The sequence below is a fragment of the Acinetobacter lwoffii genome, from assembly GCF_024129435.1.
Taxonomy (GTDB): Bacteria; Pseudomonadota; Gammaproteobacteria; order Pseudomonadales; family Moraxellaceae; genus Acinetobacter; species Acinetobacter lwoffii_F.
The window spans coordinates 135,804-154,624 of the sequence record NZ_JAMXXN010000002.1 but is presented as its reverse complement, the minus strand read 5'-3'; the positions used below and the strand labels follow the sequence as shown (position 1 = coordinate 154,624).

Here is an 18,821-nt window from a genome sequence, read left to right as displayed (position 1 = left end):
ATAGAAATCGAATTTTTTCTTATGCAAGATAAAAGCCTGATGCTTAAAAAAACATCAGGCTAGAATTTCGGCTATATTGGCTTATTTTTCAATAATTACCAAGCCTTTTTTAAGATAGATTTTAAATCTTCCAGGGTGGCTTCTTTCGGGTTATAAATGATGGAACCATCATTCAGGGCTTTCTCTGCCACTTCATCGATCTGGGCTTCAGAAATCTTACCGGTTTCACGTAATGTGCGTGGTAATTTGGTCAGACTGTAAATCCGGTCACGCATGGTCAGAATCGTCGCAATGGTTTTGTCAGCACGTAGATGCGCTGGCGTTTGTGCATAAATATCGGCACCCGCCAAAGGCAGGAGCAGATCTGCGATTTTATCGCCATTGACCTCTTTGTTATATTCCAGCACATAAGGCAGGAATAAGTTCATGCATAAACCATGCGGCAGGTGTACCACTGCACCCAATGAGTGCCCCAGTGAATGCACAATGCCGACCATCGAGTTGGAAAATGCAATTCCTGCCATGGTCGATGCCTGTGCCAGTTCCAGACGGCCTTGTGCATCGGAAGGGTTGTCCAGCACATTAAATAGATGGGCACTGATCTTCTTAACTGCTGCAGTCGCATAAGCATCCGAAATTGGATTGGCTGCCATGCAGGTATAAGCTTCAACCGCATGGGTCATCGCATCCATTGCGGTCATGGCGGTTAAATGCGGCGGCAAGGTCTGGGTCATGCGGGGATCCAGAATCGCAGCATGCGGCATCAGGTAATAAGAGGCGAACGGCATTTTGACGTTCTTTTCAGTGTCCGACACGACAGCGACCATGGTCACTTCTGAACCTGTACCAGACGTAGTTGGAATCACAAAAAACGGTTTCAGCGGTTTAGGCAGGTTGTGAGCACCTGAATATTTCAGCAGGTCATCACCGCCTTCAGAGACCAAAATATTGGTTGCCTTGGAAGTATCAATGACTGAACCACCGCCCACAGCAATGATCGCATCACAATGATTTTCGCGATACAGCTTTGCCGCACTGCGTACTGTACCCAAGCTAGAGTCGGGTGGTACGTCATCAAAAATCGCTACAATTGCAGCATCTGCCATTTCAAATGCAGCTTCAATCGGTGCTAGCAGGTTGTTGGCACGGACGCCTTTGTCGGTAATGATCAGCGGACGTTTGGCCCCCAAAGCCGCAAGCTCAAACGGAATATGTTCTAACGCGGCATGACCGGCAATTACTTTGACCGGACAGAAAAATTCATAATAAGGTTTAGCCATGTTATACACTCCGTTTCAAATAGGATTGAGCGATTTTCAGATAAATGCTGCTCGCTTCGCTTAGTTTTTCTTTTAGGCTCAGATTGCTTGGGTATTCTTTCACTGCCAGTTGTGCCACCATTTTCGGCAAAATCAGCGCTTCCATTTTATTCAGGCAGCGTACCAGACGAATGGCATTGGAAATATCACCATCAGCAATCATACGGTCATTGGCAAAAGCTTGAGAGGTACTTTCCTGAAAAGAAAATACCAAAAAGGCATGGTGCAGATGTTTAAAGGTAATGATCAAATCAGGTGCTTTTTCCAGATTTTTGACCAGTTCCAGCTGTTTGTCCTCAGTGACCCGCGCCACAAAGGCCGGGCCATGCGGAAAGACTTTCATGGAAAGAGTGAAATTTTCTGGAAAATGGGCCACTTCCTGTTTGATTTCTTCATCCACCTGACTTGCCATGACCAGACCTCGGCCAATCACATCCATCATGAGTTTGACATAGGCAAGCTGCAAAGCGGGTTTTACGGATTTAGTCGCAATCACGTGATGATCCCTATCTCAATATTATTAGTTTAGAGTAAATACTCTAATTTATTTGGGGGTAAAATGCAAAGGCTTTATCTTTGCTCGACAGTTACTTGCTTAAAGTACCCGCTGTGACGCAAAGTTTCAATAATTTCAGTGCACAACTGGCTGAATTGGGGTGGTTGCTCGAGCAGGTCACTCATGCGTACCATTTCCAGTCCTGCATAGCCACAAGGATTGATGGTGTTGAATCCGCTCAGGTCACAATCCAGATTTAGGGATAAACCATGATAGCTACGGCCTTTGCGAATTTTAAAACCAAGTGAGCCAATTTTGCGCTCAGTCACATATACGCCGGGCGCATCCGGTTTGGCATAGGCATCAATGCCATATTTTTTCAGCAAGTCAATCATCAAGTTTTCAGCATAAGACACTAGCGTGCGCACATTCCAGCCCAGACGATTCAAGTCAAACATGAAGTAAGCCACCAATTGACCGGGACCATGCCAGGTCACCTGACCACCACGATCGGTCTGAATCACCGGAATATTGCTCGGCATTAGAATATGTTCCGGTTTGCCTGCCTGACCTTGAGTCAGTACATCCTGATGTTGCAAAATCCACAATTGATCCGGGCTATGTTCATCACGGGTTTCCGTAAATGTTTTCATTTCCAGAAAACGATCTTCATAAGGTGTGAGGTCGTGATATTGACGAATGATCAGCTCGGGCTTTTGCAGCACATCAGTCACAGGGAGTGTCCTTGGTAATTATAAAAACTGATCATAATTATAATGACTTCGGCATGAAATAGGGGCGAGATCAGCAATATTTAAGCGTTAGCTCAGCTTTGAATGAGCATAAAAAAACACGCCCGAAAGCGTGTCTTTTTCATTTTTGATTAGAGTGCGGTTTTAATCAGCGGGCAGGCGGCTAAATCTGCATACACTGCATGCACCTGTTCCAGTTCTAGAAAACGCAGCTGGGCAGTAATCGAATGATATTTGCCAGTACGTGATGGCGTAACACTAACGCTATCACCTTCAAAATCTGGAAAATGTTTTAGAAAAATATCGATGACAGCATGACGCAATTCATCGCCCGCAAGGCCAATCAGTTTAATCGGATAATCCATAGGGAAAACCCAAAGATGTTCTTGAAGTTCACGAGATGGTGTACGGTCTAACATGGTAGTCCCCCTGATTTGAAACGCCTGCAATCATGCAGGCGTTTGGGTTTGTCTTGGCTACTTAAATGGAGACTGATGATCAAATTTCAAGTCTCCAGAATAAGCATCAAATCTTAATCATTCTCAAGGAATGAACGTAAGTGTTCTGAACGCGATGGATGGCGAAGTTTACGCAGCGCTTTCGCTTCAATCTGACGAATACGTTCACGTGTTACGTCAAACTGTTTGCCCACCTCTTCCAAAGTATGGTCAGTCGGCATGTCGATACCAAAACGCATTTTCAGGACTTTGGCTTCACGTTCAGTCAGGTTTTCCAGAACTTCACGTGTCGCTTCTTTCAGGCCTTCAGACGTTGCAGCATCAATTGGTGACGTGATGTTGCTGTCTTCAATGAAATCACCCAGATGCGAATCTTCATCATCACCAATTGGTGTTTCCATCGAAATTGGTTCTTTGGCGATTTTCAGTACTTTACGTACTTTAACTTCGTCCATTTCCAGACGTTCACCCAGTTCTTCAGGCGTCGGTTCACGACCCATTTCCTGTAAAAGCTGACGAGATACACGGTTGATCTTGTTGATCGTTTCAATCATGTGTACCGGAATACGAATGGTACGTGCCTGATCCGCGATCGAACGGGTAATCGCCTGACGAATCCACCAGGTCGCATAAGTCGAGAATTTATAACCACGACGGTATTCAAACTTGTCTACGGCTTTCATCAGACCGATGTTACCTTCCTGAATCAGATCCAGGAATTGCAGGCCACGGTTGGTATATTTCTTCGCAATCGAAATTACCAGACGCAAGTTGGCTTCAACCATTTCTTTCTTGGCACGACGTGCTTTAGCTTCACCGACGGCCATACGTTTGGCAATGTCTTTAATGCCTTTTACATCAAGGCCAAGCTCTTTCTCGATATCGGCAATCTTTTGCTGGAAGGCCAATACGTCTGGACGTACTTTTTCCAGATAAGCTTTCTGGTCTGCAGGTGTTTTCGCAATCTGCTCATCTAACCAGGCTGGATTCGATTCCTGACCCGGGAAGCTGGTACGGAACTGGGTACGATCCATACGGCCACGACGTACTGCATAGCGCATCACTTCACGTTCTGCACCACGAATCTGGTCATGGGTACCACGAATCATTTCAGAAATGATATCGAATAGACGCGGGGTAAATTTGAACATCATGAATACAGTTGCAAGTGCCTGAAGAGCTTCTTCAGCCTGTTTGCTGTCACGACCATGTTTTTCAATGGTTGCTTTGGTATTCAGCCACGCATTTTCCAGTTCAGTGAAACGCGCTTTGGCAATTTCAGGATCTGGACCAGAATCTGCTTCTGATTCATCATCAGAGTCTGCTTCTTCTTCCTCTTCATCATCGTCCAGTTTTACGTCTTTGGTCGATTTTTTCGAGTCAGTCTCATCTTCAGCAAGAACCGCTTCTTCTTCTAGAACTTCAGGAATTTCTTCATCTGATTCAGGATCTAAATAACCTGATAAAAGGTCAGCAAGACGGCGTTCGCCCGCTTCATAATCTTTGTATTCTTGCAGTACCACTTCTACAGCATTCGGCCAGTAAGCAATCGAGTGCAAAACATCACGAATACCTTCTTCGATGCGTTTTGCGATGCTGATTTCGCCTTCACGAGTCAGAAGTTCTACTGTACCCATCTCACGCATATACATACGTACAGGGTCAGTGGTACGACCTGGCTCGTTTTCTACCGATGCAAGTACGGCTGCAGCTTCTTCTTCTGCAACTTCATCCGCCGCTTCTGCAGTATCTTCGAACATCGTATCATCAGATTCAGGCGCGCGATCATGTACCGGAATACCGACATCATTCAGCATCTGAATGATGTCTTCAATCTGCTCGCTTTCTGTGATGGAGTCCGGCAGATGATCGTTAACCTCAGCGAAGGTTAAATAACCTTGTTCTTTGCCTCGGCTAATCAGAGCCGCTACTTGAGAAGTAGGGGAAGTCATATCGCTCATCTTTTGCTTACTCTTCGTTGAATCTGTGGCAGTAAAAAACCGTACAATGCTGCACGATTTAAGCTCGTTAAATTTAGTGAATAGCCTATATATTTCATCAGAGAATTCAGCATGAAAGCTGTCTGATAAAATATTTAAAATGAAATTCAGTAATTTAAGATGGGGGTGAATTTGTTGTTTTCAAGTTCATCCCATGCGTGTCTGTTTATGACTCAAAAAAGGAGAATCAAAAAACATAAGGACGCAGGGTGGATTATATCATGGCACACAATTGAGACAGAAAAAACCCCTAATTACAAATTAAAAATAAGAAAATCCAAATAAAACTTGACTTGTTATTTTAGGCACGATAAATAGCGCTTAAATCCTTTTACATTTTTCACTCATGAGGAAGTTTTAGTGTCTTCTACAGATTTTGAACTAGATGATAACTTCGGTGAAGATGATGTTAATTTCGATGAGGCTTCTAGCAAGCTCAGTGCTAAAGAGTCGTTGGAAAAACGTCGTCTGATCGATGATCTGCTGACCCAACGTCGTTTAGAGCGCGAACTCAAAGATTTTGACTATGACTTCGACGATGACGACGATTTTGATGACGAAGATTAACGAATTCGGATTTAGCATAGCCTGAATAAATGCTATGCTAAACCTTTCGGTTTTCTAAGTTTGGATGTTAGATGAGTGCTTTAGATTTAGACCTGTTGAGTGAATATCTAGATGGTGACCAAAATGAACATGGTCTAGATTTCGCAGCAACCCATGGTTTCTTATGTGCTATTGCAGTAGGCCCAAAATTCGACAAATGGTTAGACGAACTTTTTGATAATAATCAAAAGAAAGTGCCTGCAGAAATCATCATTCAGGTGCAAGCATGGTTAGAGTCTATTCGTCAAAGCTTAGCCAATGAAGAAGGGATTACATTCCCGTTTGAAATTGAAGAAGCAGATACTGAATCAAGCTTGGGTGACTGGAGTGTGGGCTTTGTAGACGCCATGTTCCTGAACGAAGACGCTTGGTTTACTGAAGAATTTGAAGAACAACTGGTGGATTTAACCCTGCCAATCATGGTCTTCAGTGGCATCGATGATGAAGATCCACAAATGGAAACTTTCCGTCGCAATGGCCAGTTAATGGACGAGCTTGCAGAAGAAATTCCAGAAAACTTAAATGAATTGTATCTGATGTATCACACTCCAGAATAATTCATAAAAAAAGCACCGCAGGGTGCTTTTTTTAGCTTTGGCCTTTTTGCATCTTTGAGATTTACTCGATCCTATTTTCTTTCCAAGCCTGTTCGCTTCGCCAGACTATAACGGGCATAAGCATTGTAAGCGATATGGAACAGCAAGGCATGTAAGGCAATGCTTGCAGCCACTAGGAATGAATTTGTTCCTCTTCCTGTATAGGCTATGGTTCTATAAATCTCATCTGTCTGCGGGTTCATCCAGATGACCACAACTAAAAAGATAAACCCGAATGTCATGGCAATGATAGTAGAGCCCCAGACCAGTTTGCTTTTCTCTTCCTGAGTCGGCAAACGAAGTTCTTTTTTAACAAAGTATCGGGCACTGAGAAAGGCGGAAGCAATCAGGGCAGGAATCAGCAGAATGACGCCTAGATTGAATACATAGATGAGTATGCCTACCAGTAGAACCAAGGTCAGATAAACGGTGGCAAAATATTTAAGATAATGCGACATCGTTTTAATCTCCTTAAGGGATCTTCCTCAGGATGGACGATTTTTACGCTGCTGTCTACGGTAGAAAATCCAGATAATAATTACCGCAACAATGGCAATAATCACATAACTGACTTTACTAAAAATTTGCTGCATCAACTGCTGGTTTTCGCCAAAATAAAATCCGACACAGGCCAGAAATGTGGTCCAGATGATGGTTCCAAGTGCGCTATAGAACATGAATTTCCAGAAGGGCATATGACTCATGCCGGCAGGAATGCTGATCAGCGAGCGGACGGCAGGAATCATGCGGCCAAAGAACACAATCCGATGACCATAATGCTCAAACCAACTGAGTGATTTTTTTACATCCTCTGATTTAATAAATAAATATTTGCCATAACGATCGACAAATTTAAAAATAGAATCATGGTTAAATTTATAGCCAATCCAGTACAGCAAGGCGGCTGCCAGCAGGGAGCCGATACAGCCGGCCATGATCACTCCGACGAGTATTAACTCGCCCTGAGAGGCTGAATAGCCCGCGGAAGGCATAATAATTTCGGAAGGGATTGGCGGGAAGACATTATCCAGGAACATGAGCAGGGCAATGCCCCAGTAGCCCAGTTGCTCCATGACGGAAATAATCCATTCAGTCAGATTCATATGATTGGCAAAATAAAAAATACTGCCTGTATCCTAAGCAGTATTTTTTGTGCGGTAAAGTCTTGGAATATAAATGATCAGACAGAATCAGCTATGTGTCAGGGTATAAATATAAACTTTACGTAAGAAATAGGCCAAGCAGATTGGCAAAATACTCAGCAGGATAAAATGCATGATGCTGGTATTGATATGGTAACCAATGAAAAGCGCCAAGATCGCGCCAATAACGGTTCCCAAGATAACGACGAACAGATGTGACTGCTGTTCAAGCTCTTCAGAAATTTGATGAAGCCGTTGCAACTTTATATTTTCTTTAGGTTGAAATTGAACCAGATTGTCTGAATCTTGAGCAAGTGAGCCTGCCATTTTATATTCCTTTTCAATTAAAAATTTCAGTTAATAATGAAAGACTTAGCTTGTAAATTACCGTATCATTAGACTAACAATCTTGTTTGGAAAAAAATGAGGTTCTTGGTAAGGAATTGGTAAGAGTTTTATTACTGTTGTGATTTTTATGTAAACAAAAAACCCCCCGAAGAGGGTTTTTATATATTTCATTACAAAAGGCCAAATTAGAGGCGTTTGCGTTTTGCTGCTAAAATTTGTGATTGACGCATACGGAAACCTTCTTTTTGTTTCTCCGAGGTTTTGTCAATACAGTACACACAAGAGACACCATGTTCATAACTTGGGAGTGCAACTTCTTCTGGAAGTAAAGGCCAGCCACATGCATGACATTTGGTGTTTTGGCCTTCTTCAACACCATGTGTCACGGCAGTACGACCGTCAAACACGAAGCATTCACCTTCCCACATGCTTTCTTCAGCCGGGGTTTCTTCCAGGTATTTTAGAATGCCGCCTTTGAGGTGATACACTTCGGTAAAACCTTCTTGTAGAAGAAGTGAAGTGGATTTTTCACAACGAATACCCCCAGTACAGAACATGGCAATTTTCTTGTCTTTGTGCTGTTCCAGATTATTTTTCACGTATTCAGGGAATTCGCGGAAGCTTTCAGTTTTTGGGTCGATTGCCCCTTTGAAAGTACCGGCTTTATATTCGTAATCGTTACGTGTATCGACCAGAATCACGTCATCACGTGCAATTAGTTCGTTCCATTCTTTTGGATCAAGATAGTGACCGACTAAATCACGCGGTTTCACTTCCACGCCTAAAGTTACGATTTCTTTTTTTAATTTAATTTTCATCTTACGGAATGGCTTTTCAGAACTGTCTGATTCTTTGTATTCCATTTCGTTAAAACCTTCATTCAGAAGGAACTGGTGAATTTGATCAATCGATGCACGGTCGCCTGCAACCGTACCGTTAATGCCTTCACCTGCCACAATTAGAGTACCGCAAAGGTTTATGGATTTTACCAGGTCCAAAAGACGTTGCTGAAGATCGGCAGGATCTTGAACTTCTTTGAATTGATAAAGTGCGGCAACAACCCAACCAGTCGTCGCTTGCTGTTCTACAGGTGCAAGCTGTTCTACAGTAGCGTTCATGGAATACTCCAACGTAGCATGATAATTTGAAAGGCGCATATTTTAGCTTGATTCGAGTGAATAAGCGAGTAAAACGCAAGTCTTTTAACAGGCTTCAATTCATGGGGGAGAGGGTGTATAGTCATGCCCGGCCCAGGATTTTGTGCAGTGATGCAGATACTGAAAGTTGCAGTATCTTTGGAGTGTGTTTTGAGTTCAGATCGTCGTATTGCGTCTTTAACCCCATGTGCAGGGCGTTGCTCGACCGTATTTGGTGATGCGGTATGTCGTGGTTGTCGCCGTTTTAATCATGAAGTGATCCACTGGAATACGTATAGTGCTGAGCAGCATCGAGCTGTGTGGCAACGACTGGATGCGCAGCTGGATCAGATTCTGGTGCCGCTGTTGCCACATGCTGATCTTGTCAAAGTGCAGGCCTTTGTGCTGTCGAAACGGGTACGCTTGCGTGATGATGCTTCCAAAGGGCGCAAACTGTATCATGCTTTAAAGCTGTGTGAAAAAAATCGGCATTTTACCGACGATAGTGGTTTGGGCATCCATTATAAGCAGGTGCGTCCGTTGTGGGATGAGTTTGAGCGCCGTATCTTGGCTTTGGCTACCGCCAGTTATGATCTGGCTTTTCTGCGGGCAGATGGCATCAGTCAGCATCTGATTCATATACAAGAGGAGGACTAAGTCCTCTTTTTTTTTATGCACAAAAACAACAATAGCTGAGGGAATAGCATGAATATCAGTGAATATTTCTTATATTGTCTGGCTGTTGTGGTGATGATCGCTACACCTGGCCCAGTGATGTTACTGGTGGCCAGTGCCGGTCTAAAAGGTGGCTATACGGCAGCTTTAAGAACCATTTTTGGTACCAATTTCGCCTCTCTGGTGTTAATTGCTTTATCCGTATTAAGTTTGAAAGGTTTGTTGATCATTAATGAGCAATGGCTAGATGCCATTAAGCTGCTGGGCTGTTTATATATTGGCTATCTGGGCTGGCAGATTTTCCGTGAAGTTATTTTTAAGCTGCAGGATCAAGCTCAGGGGAATCTAGTTCCTGTGCGTGGCGGTTTTCGACAAGGTTTTCTGGTTGGTATTTCCAATCCTAAGGACATTATTTTCTTTGCGGCTTTTTTCCCGCAATTTATCGGAATTACCTCGGATCTTGATTTAAGTTTAATCATTCTGATTTTGAGCTGGATCATCCTGGATTTTTTGACGTTGTCTGTGGTGTATTTGGGTTTTAACCGCTTATCCCATTCTCGGCTCTATCCACATTTGCTGGCATTGTGCGGCATGATTCTGCTCATGATTGCAGGGTACGGAATTTATCAAATCCTGATTTAAAAATGTACAGCATACTTGGACTGTTCCTGCCTGGCATATCCTGCAAAAATCATGCTAAGGTGAAATCAAATAAAAATTGAACAGATCAGTATGTCTAGAACAGTACCATCGCCAGACCGTCCATTTTCCCCGCTGTTATTTATTCAACCTGCTGTAATTCAAATTCTTTACATCATTGGGCTGGCGCTGATCGCTGTCAGTATCGTGTATTTACTGGCGGCAAACTGGTGGATGTTGCCTAAATTTGTCCAGCTGTTTATTCCTCAAATTTTATTGCTGGGTTCGGCATTGCTGAGTGTGCGTTTCACTGCGCGGGAAAAGTTAAGACAAAGTCTGGATACTGTATCGGGTCTAATGCTGGGCTTAAGTCTGGCCGTGATTGGACAGATTTATCAGACTGGTGCTGACAGTTATCAGTTATTTCTGCTTTGGGCTTTGCTGTTGCTGCCTTGGCTGTATCGGCCGAATATTGGGATCTTTGCATTATTTTGTGTGGTCAGCCAGTTAGCACTCTATTTTTATTTTAAACAAAGCTTTTGGCTGGTGCGTGCTGAAACTCTTTATCTGCTCGGTCTGAATCTGTTGACCGGGCTAAGTATGATCTATGCCTTACGTTATTATCCGGTTTTGCGCTATCTGTTTATCGCTGTCGTGGTGCTTATTTCAGTAGTAAGTATGTTCCGGTTTATCGACTCGGATTCGATCTGGTATTTGGCTTCGGTGCTGGTTCTGCCTATTTTATTCAGTGTTTATTTCTATACCCGAAAGCAACAGCTTGAAACCAGTTTGCTTGTTGCAGGACTGGCCCTGAGTTTTAGTGTTCTCATTTTTGATCTCACTCAGCAATATTTACAGGATTCTGCCGCTGGCTTATTGATACTAGCTTTGCTGATATTCAGCTGGTTCGCAGCTATTACAGGTCTGCTGATCAAGCTGTTGCCCAAGAGCCGGTTTTCGGTCATTCCATTGGCTCTGGGCGCGTGGATTGCTGGTGTGATCTTGGCCATGCTGTTGCTGACCTATTGGAAAAGTTTTTCGATTCTGATGGGAATCATTTTTATCGCAGTCGCCTGGTGGTTGATTCGTAGCAAGCCCTCAGTTTTTATGCGGCAATTGGCTTATTGTTTATGGGTTTGCGGTCAGGCCGCGGTATTGATTCATACTCAATTACTCACAGAGAGTCTATTGCTAATCTGGCTGATACAAGTCGGCATTACGCTGCTGACTATCATGAGTCGTATGCATTGGCTGGTGGTGCTGTTGCAGTTGTTACTTGCACATATACTGGGAATTGCAGTTCTGGTCGACCAACATGCATTTTTTCAGGATCAGCGCCTGCTGACGTGGATCATGCTGCTGAATTACAGCATTCTGACAGGAGCTTTGCTTACTGCGAGATACTGGCTCGCTTCAGCTTATGCCAAAAGCATGAATTTATGGATGATTAGTATTTTGGTGGTGACGGCTATTTTTCAATGTTTACTGCAATTTGGTGTGGTTCAGCAATTGCAGCCACGCGGTATAGATGAAGCCATTATTTTCTATATTTTGCCAGCGATATGGCTGCTGAGTTTTGTCGGGATTCATCTGAAGCAATTTTCATGGATTCAACTCTGGCTCATTCCAGCAGTGGGAATTCTGCTAATTGTATTGGGTTACTTTGAAATTTTTATCATTCTGGTGTTTATGGCCTGGGCAATGGTGAATCAACAACGACTGATACAAGCCTTGAGCATTTTGCTACTGATCTTCTGGTTATGGCTGCTGTATTACAATCTGGGACTAAGTTTTTTATTTAAAAGTGTCAGTATTTTTGCCTCAGGTGTGCTGGTGTTGCTTTTGGCTTATGTGTTGAGTTCACCGAAGTTCCAGCTGAAAGCAGGAGTGGTCTCATGATGAAAAAGTTTATGGCGCTGCACCTGAGTATTTTTAGTATTGCTTTATTCGTAGGTTTAATTGTCCAGCATGAATGGCATCTGGCCAAAAGCGACAGTATCTTTGTCGAGTTGGCACCAGTCGATCCGCGTTCGATCCTGCAAGGGGATTATATGGTACTGAACTATGATCTGCATTTTAGCGCAGTGGCAGCGGAGAATGGTTCCGAACAGCCTGTTTCTGACATAAAGATTGAGGATTTTAAAAATCAATCACATGTAATGAGTTATGTGCAGCTGGATCAGCAGCGCAGAGTTATTAAAACCAGTTTTGATCGAAGTGCACTCAATCAATCGGAACGTGTAGCCCGATTAATGCTGAAAAACCCACGCAATACTTTTGAGGCTTTGTATCCTGCTGCTAACAGTTTCATGTTCCCCGAGGGTCTGGAGCCTTGTTATCGTAACGCCAAATTTGCAGAGCTGAAAGTGAAGGAAAATGGCAAGGCCTTGTTATTTGATTTGCTGGATCAACAATTAAAACCCTTAAACTGTGAAAGCTCTAAAAGCTGGCGAGAGGGCAGTTAAATAGGTCAATATTCGGGTATTAAAAAAGCCCGCAATGTGCGAGCTTTTGGGTATCTGGTCTGATCAGATTATGCGACTTGTACCGGAATACAGTTGGCGGTGTGGCTGACTGTATTGTTTGGGGTAGCATAAACCAAACGAGGCTGATGGGCATTCGCTTCAGCTTCAGTGAAATCGCCAAAGGTTGCAATAATCACGATATCACCTACATCGGCCTGATGCGCAGCACCACCATTCACTGAAATGATGCCTGAATTATCTTCGCCACGAATTGCATAAGTTGCAAAACGTTTACCATTGGTCACGTTCCACACATGAATTTCTTCGTATTCACGAATGCCAGCCAAATCCATCAAAACGCCATCAATTGCACATGAACCTTCATAGTGTAGTTCTGCATGTGTAACGTGAGCGCGGTGAATTTTGCATTTTAATAAACGAGATAGCATGGCTAGCGTCCCCTGAGTTGACCTAAGAGTTTGATCATTTGATTAAATCAATCTTGCTTGCTGTATGGTGAACAATCGAGCAAACGCATTTTGCGCTTAAATAAACTTTCTGGCAAGCGGAATTGTCCAGCAATTTTTGAACGTTTAGTTCGGCTTATATGCGTTGATTTGATTCATGGCTTGCTGTACTTCACCATTCACCAGCATTTTTGTGCGGGCGAGGGCATGAGAAATTGCATCATCCATTAAATTCTGTTCGCTGCTTGGTGCTTTACTGAGTACATGACCGGAAACACGGTCTTTGGCACCAGGATGACCAATGCCAATACGCAGGCGATGGAAGTTTGAACCAATATGCGGCACGATATCGCGTAGACCATTATGACCACCGTGACCACCGCCAGTTTTCAGGCGAATGACACCAGGATTCATGTCCAGTTCATCATGGGCAATCAGGATCGATTCAGGTGCGATATTGTAGAATTTGGCGAAAGGAACAACACTTTTACCGGAAAGGTTCATAAAGGTTGTCGGTAGAAGAAGACGGACGTCTTGACCTTCGATATTGCCACGACCGCTAAATCCATTGAATTTTGGGTCTTTTTTGAGGGTAATGCCATATTGGTCTGCAAGGCGTTCTACAAACCAGAAGCCTGCATTATGGCGGGTTTGGGCATACTCAGAACCTGGGTTACCCAAACCAACAATCAGTGAAATATTTGACACTAATTACACCATTAACACTTATGCGCGTTTGAAGTCAGCGTGCATTGGTGTGTTTTTAGCTGGGTGACGTTGTAACGCTTGGATTTTCACGCTTTCAACTTTACCGTCTACATCAATTTCGATAACTTCTTCAAAGAATGAATTGTTTTCTAAGAATTTAACAAGCTGACGAAGCTCAACAGTAATTGCTACAGGAGCAGCTTCACCACCGTAGATGATTGCAGGAACTTTAGCTTGAAGACGAAGGCGGCGGCTCGCACCTTTCCCTTGAACTGCTTCTTCACGTGCTGCTGCGTTTAATACGAAGTTTGCCATGATAGACATCCTATTTAAGTTAAATGAACCAGACTTGCGACCAGTCTGGTGAGTAAAAGCCCTACCAAATGGCAGGGCTTTGAAAATTCAGCGCTCTATTATAGATAAGAATCGAACATTGCGCTAATAGATTCTTCGTTGTTAATACGACGAATCGTTTCGGCAACCATGCTGGCTACTGAAACCTGGCGAATCTTGCCCAGTGCTAAAGCTTCATCAGAAAGAGGAATGGTATCAGTCACAACCAGTTCATCAATCACAGAATTCTTTAAGTTTTCAAGCGCTTTACCAGAAAGTACTGGATGCGTTGCATATGCAACAACCTTGCGAGCACCGAAAGTTTTCAATGCATCAGCAGCTTTGCAAAGCGTACCAGCAGTATCTACCATGTCATCAACGATGACACAATCACGATCTTTTACATCGCCAATCAAATGCATCACTTGTGATTCATTCGCTTTTTGACGACGCTTATCGATGATTGCAAGATCGATATCGCCCATTTGTTTCGCAACAGCACGTGCACGCACGACACCACCTACGTCAGGTGAAACCACCATCAGATTGTGATGCGATTGTTGACGCAAGTCAGCAAGTAGCGCTGGTGTACCGTAGATGTTGTCTACAGGGATATCGAAGAAGCCTTGGATCTGGTCAGCGTGCAAGTCGATCATCACAACACGGTCAACGCCTACAGTAGTGAGCATGTCTGCTACAACTTTTGCAGTAATTGGAACACGTGCTGAACGTGGACGACGGTCTTGACGAGCATAACCAAAATAAGGAATCACGGCAGTAATACGACCCGCACTTGCACGACGCAAAGCATCAGCCATCACTAAGATTTCCATCAGGTTATCATTAGTTGGGGCACAAGTAGGTTGTACGATAAATACGTCTTTACCACGAACGTTTTCAGTAATCTCGACAGCAATTTCACCGTCAGAGAACTGACCTACAGAGGCAGCGCCTAGAGGAATATGTAAGTGACTTACGACTTTTTGAGCGAATTGTGGATGCGCAGATCCACTAAAAACGACAAGATTGGGCATGAAGCACCCTTGGCGGTTGGGATATATGGGAATAGATGGCAGGGGTAGCTGGATTCGAACCAACGGATGCCGAGATCAAAACCCGGTGCCTTACCACTTGGCGATACCCCTAATGCGGCAGAACTTTAATATTTTTGCGGTAAAGTGTCAAGGTAAATTAACAGTCTTACAGCAAATGAGTGTTCTGTCTTTTTTCGAGAAAATGGCAGGGGCGGCTGGATTCGAACCAACGGATGCCGAGATCAAAACCCGGTGCCTTACCACTTGGCGACGCCCCTAAATTTGATGAACTGTAAGATGGCAGGGGTAGCTGGATTCGAACCAACGGATGCCGAGATCAAAACCCGGTGCCTTACCACTTGGCGATACCCCTAATATACAGTACATCTACAGGTGAAGAATGGCAGGGGTAGCTGGATTCGAACCAACGGATGCCGAGATCAAAACCCGGTGCCTTACCACTTGGCGATACCCCTATCTACACTTTAAACTGAACTAAAGGTGATTCTTGTAAACTGTTGACCAGGTAAGCTTTACATGGTGCATTTGCAAGAATATCTTCGATATTCAGATTTTCAGTGACTTCAATAAACACACAAGCACCTGTACCTGTAAGCTTTGCTTTTCCGAACTGGTCGAGATATTGCATTGCTTCATCGACTTCAGGATATAAGCTTCTTGCCAGTGGCTCAAAGTTATTTCCAAAATCAGATGGCGTTTCCTGATAGGCGCAAAATTTAGTGCTCTTCGTGTCTCTTGTCAATGCTTTTTGCGAAAAAAGCAGTTGAGTGCTGATAAAACAATCAGGTTTTAACACAATGAATTTTTTTTGATCTAAGTCTATGAATGTTAAGTGTTCGCCAATACCTTCAGCCCAGGCATTTTTACCATGCACAAATATCGGCACATCTGCACCCAGTTTAACCCCGAGATCTGCCAGTTGCTCAACATTTAAACCGCACTGCCAGAGCTGGTTGATCACAATCAGGGTCGTCGCTGCATTGGAAGACCCACCGCCAAGACCTGCACCCATCGGGATATTTTTTTCCAGACGAATTTTTAGTCCGCACGGCGTTTGGGCATAAGGCTTCAACAACTGTATCGCCCGATAGATTAGATTCTGTTGCAGATCGACGGAGGCCAGACCTTCAATCTGAATCGCATCATCGGCGCTTGGTTCAAACTCCAGCCAGTCATACAGGTCAATCAGCTGAAAAATACTTTGCAGCTCATGATAACCATTTTCACGGCGACCGGTGATATGTAAAAACAAATTCAGTTTAGCAGGCGAGGGAACACGAATCATCATGGGCTGGAATCAGGTCAATTAACGGTTTTCAATGATCATTGTAATACGGTTTTCTGCACCATTTCCAAGTGACTGCTTTAAAATCAAACGGTTTGGCATTTTGGCCTGCGCATTATAATTGAGATCGACCGTCCAGCCCTGTTCGATAATCTGGTTAATTCGCTGTGTATCATCTTTTTGTAATTTGGCAGTCGTGGTAGCAGGGCGGGCTTGTACCCAATCGACTAAATAACTGATCGGCGCTTGCCAGCCGGTTGCACGTTGCAGTAATTCTTCGGCACTGGCTGCCTGAATCACACCGGTTTTTGCGCTGTTTAAGGTCACTTGTCCCGGTGTGCCAGAAATCTGGGTTTTACCGACACCTAAGATACCGCTGAGCTCAATATCGAATTCTTCCTGCTGTTGTACCCAGGTAAAGAATGCGCTGCCAGTCTGTTGAGGGGTACGAACGCCAATTTTACCTTGCAGCTGAAATTGATTCTCTGCCTGTACAGACGGGGTGGCAGGCGCTTGAGGCTTGATCATCTGCTGACAGCCAGTTAAAAATAAAGCAGTGGCTGCAAAGGCACAGCAGCCCAATTGGCTCAAATTGCGCATAAATTAATTAACTCGTTTTGGTTTGTGGTGCTAACAATAGCGAATTAAGTTGTTTCAATTCTGGGTCATTTGGATGGTTTTGTTGTAATTGTTGTAACACTTGATGGAAGTGTTGTAGATCACCTTTCATGTACAAGGAACGGGCATAACGCACGCCAATCTTCACATTCGGATTCAACTGATAAGCTTTGTATAACACGTCCGCAGCTGTGGCGAAGTCATTCTGTAAATAACAGATATAACCATAGGTATCCAGAATGGATGCCTGTTCCGGTGCATATTCCAGTGCCTGTTCGACATAGCGGCGTGCTTCTTCGAGACGACGGTTCTGCATCGCCAGGGTATAGGCATAGGCATTCAGATAGGTCGGACTGTTCGGTTCAATTTTAAGTAAAGTGCTAAGTAGTTCATCCAGCTTGATGCGATCCTGATGGGGATCTAGCAACAGGACTTGCGAATAAACCAGTTCAGGGTCATCGGGCAGGTTTTTGCTGGCTTCTTCCAGCAGGCGAATAGCAGCTTTTTTATTCTGCATACGCGTCAAAATATCCGCCTGGGCCAGATAGAGGAAGCTGGCATGTTGTGGATAATTGACTCTTTCCTGTGTTAAGAAACGCAGCGCATCATGCAGCTTATCCTGCTGGGCGAAAATCGAGATCATGTTGCGACGTGAGACGGTGTAAAGACTGCCATCGACCAGACGATAATAAGCTTTAGCCGTTTCATAATGCTGTTTGCGTTCTGCATTCACTGCCAGATAATAATATGCTTCATTTTGATACTGCGCAGAATAACGCAGTTCGACCAGATATTTTTCGGCTTTCTCGTATTCTTCCAGGTCGATACTGGTTAGTCCGGCAATAAACAGGGCTTCTTCGGCAGTCGGCCATTTTTTTAGAATGTCTTGCAGTTTTTTTAGCGCCAAAGTCGCTTCGTTCAGCTTGACCAGATATTTGACTTCGGCCAGACGCACATCCAGATTATTGCGGTGTTTACGGCTGGATTTTTCATACCATTGCAGTGTCGCCTGAGTATCGCCGAGTGCATTGAGCAGATTGGCTTTCATCAGGATATATCCAGTCGCATTCGGGCGTTTTTTTAAGGCACGGTTAACTGTATTTAGAGCCTGTTCGAGCTGACCATTTTGCGCTTCCAGACCGGCCACCAGCACCAGAATAGACGGGTTGTCCTTGGCTTTGGTGGTACTTAAGGCCTGAATCAGATAAGTACGGTCTTCTGTACCTTCTGGTGAAATCCCTGCGAGAATTTCTTCCAGATCGGCGCTGTCATCAATTTGCAGGATTTTTTCTAAGGTCTCAGCGGCCAGCTCATATTCATGTGCTTTCAGGGCAATATGTGATAAATAAAATAAAGCGGGGACATCTTGCGGCTCTTGTACCACCCAGTGCGTGGAGATATCTAGTGCTGCCTGAAGATCATCATGTTCCAGCGCGACATTCAGCGCACGTTGCTTGACTGAAGTGGAATTGCTCTTGATCGCTAGCACCGTATAGTTGTGCAAAGCGGTCGGAATGTCATGTGCAGCGATGGCAAACTCAGCCATCATACTTTGTTTTATCGCATCATAATTTTGATTTGCATGGTAAACTGCTTCCGCTGCATAGAGATGTGCAGTCGAAGCCATGCTACCCACCAGTAGGAATGTGGTAGAATATTGCTTAATTGTAGGGCCGTTGATACGGCTAATTGTTTGACGCAATTTTTTCTTGATCCAAGTAAT

At 44.0% G+C, this 18,821-nt stretch carries 22 protein-coding genes and 4 tRNA genes; 6 read left to right on the top strand and 20 right to left on the bottom strand.

What is annotated here, in order from left to right; all coding sequences use genetic code 11:
* Positions 1-95 precede the first annotated feature (95 nt).
* The 5 genes from NI455_RS02070 to rpoD all read right to left on the bottom strand — a co-directional run bounded on the left by NI455_RS02070 (position 96) and on the right by rpoD (position 5,034).
* A complete protein-coding gene (locus tag NI455_RS02070) occupies positions 96-1,280 on the bottom strand; it encodes an iron-containing alcohol dehydrogenase (protein ID WP_253112157.1) in 1,185 nt (394 codons plus the stop codon).
* A 1-nt stretch (position 1,281) separates the two neighbouring features.
* The gene (locus NI455_RS02065; protein ID WP_005106305.1) at positions 1,282-1,815 is read right to left on the bottom strand and encodes a hypothetical protein; all 534 of its coding nucleotides are present in this window, start codon (positions 1,813-1,815) and stop codon (positions 1,282-1,284) included.
* 74 nt (positions 1,816-1,889) lie between these two features.
* Entirely contained in the window at positions 1,890-2,549 is a 660-nt protein-coding gene (lipB, locus tag NI455_RS02060; protein ID WP_253112156.1) for a lipoyl(octanoyl) transferase LipB, read from the bottom strand.
* A gap of 149 nt (positions 2,550-2,698) precedes the next feature.
* Positions 2,699-2,986 carry a YbeD family protein gene (locus NI455_RS02055; RefSeq protein WP_253112155.1) on the bottom strand — a complete coding sequence of 96 codons (288 nt, stop codon included), beginning with the start codon at positions 2,984-2,986 and terminating at the stop codon, positions 2,699-2,701.
* A gap of 113 nt (positions 2,987-3,099) precedes the next feature.
* On the bottom strand, positions 3,100-5,034 hold the full coding sequence (gene rpoD / locus NI455_RS02050; RefSeq protein WP_224215688.1) for an RNA polymerase sigma factor RpoD: 1,935 nt from the start codon (positions 5,032-5,034) through the stop codon (positions 3,100-3,102).
* Between the two features lie 351 nt (positions 5,035-5,385).
* Between rpoD and NI455_RS02045 the strand changes: the two genes are divergently transcribed.
* Together NI455_RS02045 and NI455_RS02040 are read left to right on the top strand one after the other, a co-directional pair.
* A complete protein-coding gene (locus tag NI455_RS02045) occupies positions 5,386-5,592 on the top strand; it encodes a PA3496 family putative envelope integrity protein (protein WP_004280622.1) in 207 nt (68 codons plus the stop codon).
* A 71-nt stretch (positions 5,593-5,663) separates the two neighbouring features.
* On the top strand, positions 5,664-6,188 hold the full coding sequence (locus NI455_RS02040; protein ID WP_253112154.1) for a YecA/YgfB family protein: 525 nt from the start codon (positions 5,664-5,666) through the stop codon (positions 6,186-6,188).
* 71 nt (positions 6,189-6,259) lie between these two features.
* Here NI455_RS02040 and NI455_RS02035 read toward each other — a convergent pair whose 3' ends face one another.
* From NI455_RS02035 to trhO, 4 genes are all read right to left on the bottom strand, one after another.
* Positions 6,260-6,685 carry an ABZJ_00895 family protein gene (locus tag NI455_RS02035; protein ID WP_253112152.1) on the bottom strand — a complete coding sequence of 142 codons (426 nt, stop codon included), beginning with the start codon at positions 6,683-6,685 and terminating at the stop codon, positions 6,260-6,262.
* 27 nt (positions 6,686-6,712) lie between these two features.
* Positions 6,713-7,330 carry a DedA family protein gene (locus NI455_RS02030; protein WP_253112150.1) on the bottom strand — a complete coding sequence of 206 codons (618 nt, stop codon included), beginning with the start codon at positions 7,328-7,330 and terminating at the stop codon, positions 6,713-6,715.
* Positions 7,331-7,417: 87 nt separating this feature from the next.
* On the bottom strand, positions 7,418-7,696 hold the full coding sequence (locus NI455_RS02025) for an FUSC family protein (RefSeq protein WP_253112148.1): 279 nt from the start codon (positions 7,694-7,696) through the stop codon (positions 7,418-7,420).
* Between the two features lie 206 nt (positions 7,697-7,902).
* Positions 7,903-8,835, bottom strand: coding sequence for an oxygen-dependent tRNA uridine(34) hydroxylase TrhO (gene trhO / locus NI455_RS02020; protein ID WP_004645789.1), 933 nt, complete (start codon positions 8,833-8,835; stop codon positions 7,903-7,905).
* Positions 8,836-9,024: 189 nt separating this feature from the next.
* On the opposite strand from trhO, the gene NI455_RS02015 reads away from it, so the two are divergent.
* The 4 genes from NI455_RS02015 (at position 9,025) to NI455_RS02000 (ending at position 12,632) form a co-directional block, all read left to right on the top strand.
* A complete protein-coding gene (locus tag NI455_RS02015; RefSeq protein ID WP_005252584.1) occupies positions 9,025-9,510 on the top strand; it encodes a DUF1289 domain-containing protein in 486 nt (161 codons plus the stop codon).
* A 48-nt stretch (positions 9,511-9,558) separates the two neighbouring features.
* Positions 9,559-10,170 (top strand): LysE family translocator, encoded by a 612-nt coding sequence (locus tag NI455_RS02010; protein WP_253112147.1) that lies wholly within the window; start codon positions 9,559-9,561, stop codon positions 10,168-10,170.
* A 90-nt stretch (positions 10,171-10,260) separates the two neighbouring features.
* The gene (locus tag NI455_RS02005; RefSeq protein WP_253112145.1) at positions 10,261-12,066 is read left to right on the top strand and encodes a DUF2157 domain-containing protein; all 1,806 of its coding nucleotides are present in this window, start codon (positions 10,261-10,263) and stop codon (positions 12,064-12,066) included.
* Positions 12,066-12,632 carry a GDYXXLXY domain-containing protein gene (locus tag NI455_RS02000; RefSeq protein ID WP_253112222.1) on the top strand — a complete coding sequence of 189 codons (567 nt, stop codon included), beginning with the start codon at positions 12,066-12,068 and terminating at the stop codon, positions 12,630-12,632. Before NI455_RS02005 ends, NI455_RS02000 begins: the two co-directional genes overlap by 1 nt.
* A gap of 68 nt (positions 12,633-12,700) precedes the next feature.
* Here NI455_RS02000 and panD read toward each other — a convergent pair whose 3' ends face one another.
* The 11 genes from panD to NI455_RS01945 form a co-directional block, all read right to left on the bottom strand.
* The gene (panD, locus tag NI455_RS01995; RefSeq protein WP_005265888.1) at positions 12,701-13,081 is read right to left on the bottom strand and encodes an aspartate 1-decarboxylase; all 381 of its coding nucleotides are present in this window, start codon (positions 13,079-13,081) and stop codon (positions 12,701-12,703) included.
* Between the two features lie 144 nt (positions 13,082-13,225).
* Positions 13,226-13,807, bottom strand: coding sequence for an aminoacyl-tRNA hydrolase (gene pth, locus NI455_RS01990; RefSeq protein WP_004645783.1), 582 nt, complete (start codon positions 13,805-13,807; stop codon positions 13,226-13,228).
* Between the two features lie 18 nt (positions 13,808-13,825).
* A complete protein-coding gene (gene rplY / locus NI455_RS01985) occupies positions 13,826-14,122 on the bottom strand; it encodes a 50S ribosomal protein L25 (RefSeq protein ID WP_004645781.1) in 297 nt (98 codons plus the stop codon).
* Between the two features lie 98 nt (positions 14,123-14,220).
* The gene (locus NI455_RS01980; protein WP_005103975.1) at positions 14,221-15,174 is read right to left on the bottom strand and encodes a ribose-phosphate pyrophosphokinase; all 954 of its coding nucleotides are present in this window, start codon (positions 15,172-15,174) and stop codon (positions 14,221-14,223) included.
* 36 nt (positions 15,175-15,210) lie between these two features.
* Positions 15,211-15,285, bottom strand: a tRNA-Gln gene (locus tag NI455_RS01975).
* A gap of 92 nt (positions 15,286-15,377) precedes the next feature.
* Positions 15,378-15,452: transfer RNA gene (locus NI455_RS01970), tRNA-Gln, on the bottom strand.
* Between the two features lie 20 nt (positions 15,453-15,472).
* Positions 15,473-15,547: transfer RNA gene (locus NI455_RS01965), tRNA-Gln, on the bottom strand.
* Positions 15,548-15,575: 28 nt separating this feature from the next.
* A tRNA-Gln gene (locus NI455_RS01960) sits at positions 15,576-15,650 on the bottom strand.
* A gap of 2 nt (positions 15,651-15,652) precedes the next feature.
* Positions 15,653-16,480: a 4-(cytidine 5'-diphospho)-2-C-methyl-D-erythritol kinase gene (ispE, locus tag NI455_RS01955; RefSeq protein ID WP_253112220.1), complete on the bottom strand. Its 828-nt coding sequence runs from the start codon at positions 16,478-16,480 to the stop codon at positions 15,653-15,655.
* 21 nt (positions 16,481-16,501) lie between these two features.
* The gene (gene lolB / locus NI455_RS01950) at positions 16,502-17,080 is read right to left on the bottom strand and encodes a lipoprotein insertase outer membrane protein LolB (protein ID WP_004645779.1); all 579 of its coding nucleotides are present in this window, start codon (positions 17,078-17,080) and stop codon (positions 16,502-16,504) included.
* A 7-nt stretch (positions 17,081-17,087) separates the two neighbouring features.
* Positions 17,088-18,800, bottom strand: coding sequence for a tetratricopeptide repeat protein (locus NI455_RS01945; RefSeq protein ID WP_253112143.1), 1,713 nt, complete (start codon positions 18,798-18,800; stop codon positions 17,088-17,090).
* Between the last annotated feature and the right edge of the window lie 21 nt (positions 18,801-18,821).

What these genes read in the sequence shown, in the direction of transcription:
- NI455_RS02070 (WP_253112157.1), bottom strand. Translation starts at nt 1,280, where the DNA reads ATGGCTAAACCTTATTATGAATTTTTCTGTCCGGTCAAAGTAATTGCC.
- NI455_RS02055 (WP_253112155.1), bottom strand. Translation starts at nt 2,986, where the DNA reads ATGTTAGACCGTACACCATCTCGTGAACTTCAAGAACATCTTTGGGTT.
- NI455_RS02040 (WP_253112154.1), top strand. Translation starts at nt 5,664, where the DNA reads ATGAGTGCTTTAGATTTAGACCTGTTGAGTGAATATCTAGATGGTGAC.
- NI455_RS02035 (WP_253112152.1), bottom strand. Translation starts at nt 6,685, where the DNA reads ATGTCGCATTATCTTAAATATTTTGCCACCGTTTATCTGACCTTGGTT.
- NI455_RS02030 (WP_253112150.1), bottom strand. Translation starts at nt 7,330, where the DNA reads ATGAATCTGACTGAATGGATTATTTCCGTCATGGAGCAACTGGGCTAC.
- NI455_RS02025 (WP_253112148.1), bottom strand. Translation starts at nt 7,696, where the DNA reads ATGGCAGGCTCACTTGCTCAAGATTCAGACAATCTGGTTCAATTTCAA.
- trhO (WP_004645789.1), bottom strand. Translation starts at nt 8,835, where the DNA reads ATGAACGCTACTGTAGAACAGCTTGCACCTGTAGAACAGCAAGCGACG.
- NI455_RS02010 (WP_253112147.1), top strand. Translation starts at nt 9,559, where the DNA reads ATGAATATCAGTGAATATTTCTTATATTGTCTGGCTGTTGTGGTGATG.
- NI455_RS02005 (WP_253112145.1), top strand. Translation starts at nt 10,261, where the DNA reads ATGTCTAGAACAGTACCATCGCCAGACCGTCCATTTTCCCCGCTGTTA.
- NI455_RS02000 (WP_253112222.1), top strand. Translation starts at nt 12,066, where the DNA reads ATGAAAAAGTTTATGGCGCTGCACCTGAGTATTTTTAGTATTGCTTTA.
- panD (WP_005265888.1), bottom strand. Translation starts at nt 13,081, where the DNA reads ATGCTATCTCGTTTATTAAAATGCAAAATTCACCGCGCTCACGTTACA.
- rplY (WP_004645781.1), bottom strand. Translation starts at nt 14,122, where the DNA reads ATGGCAAACTTCGTATTAAACGCAGCAGCACGTGAAGAAGCAGTTCAA.
- NI455_RS01980 (WP_005103975.1), bottom strand. Translation starts at nt 15,174, where the DNA reads ATGCCCAATCTTGTCGTTTTTAGTGGATCTGCGCATCCACAATTCGCT.
- ispE (WP_253112220.1), bottom strand. Translation starts at nt 16,480, where the DNA reads ATGATTCGTGTTCCCTCGCCTGCTAAACTGAATTTGTTTTTACATATC.
- lolB (WP_004645779.1), bottom strand. Translation starts at nt 17,080, where the DNA reads ATGCGCAATTTGAGCCAATTGGGCTGCTGTGCCTTTGCAGCCACTGCT.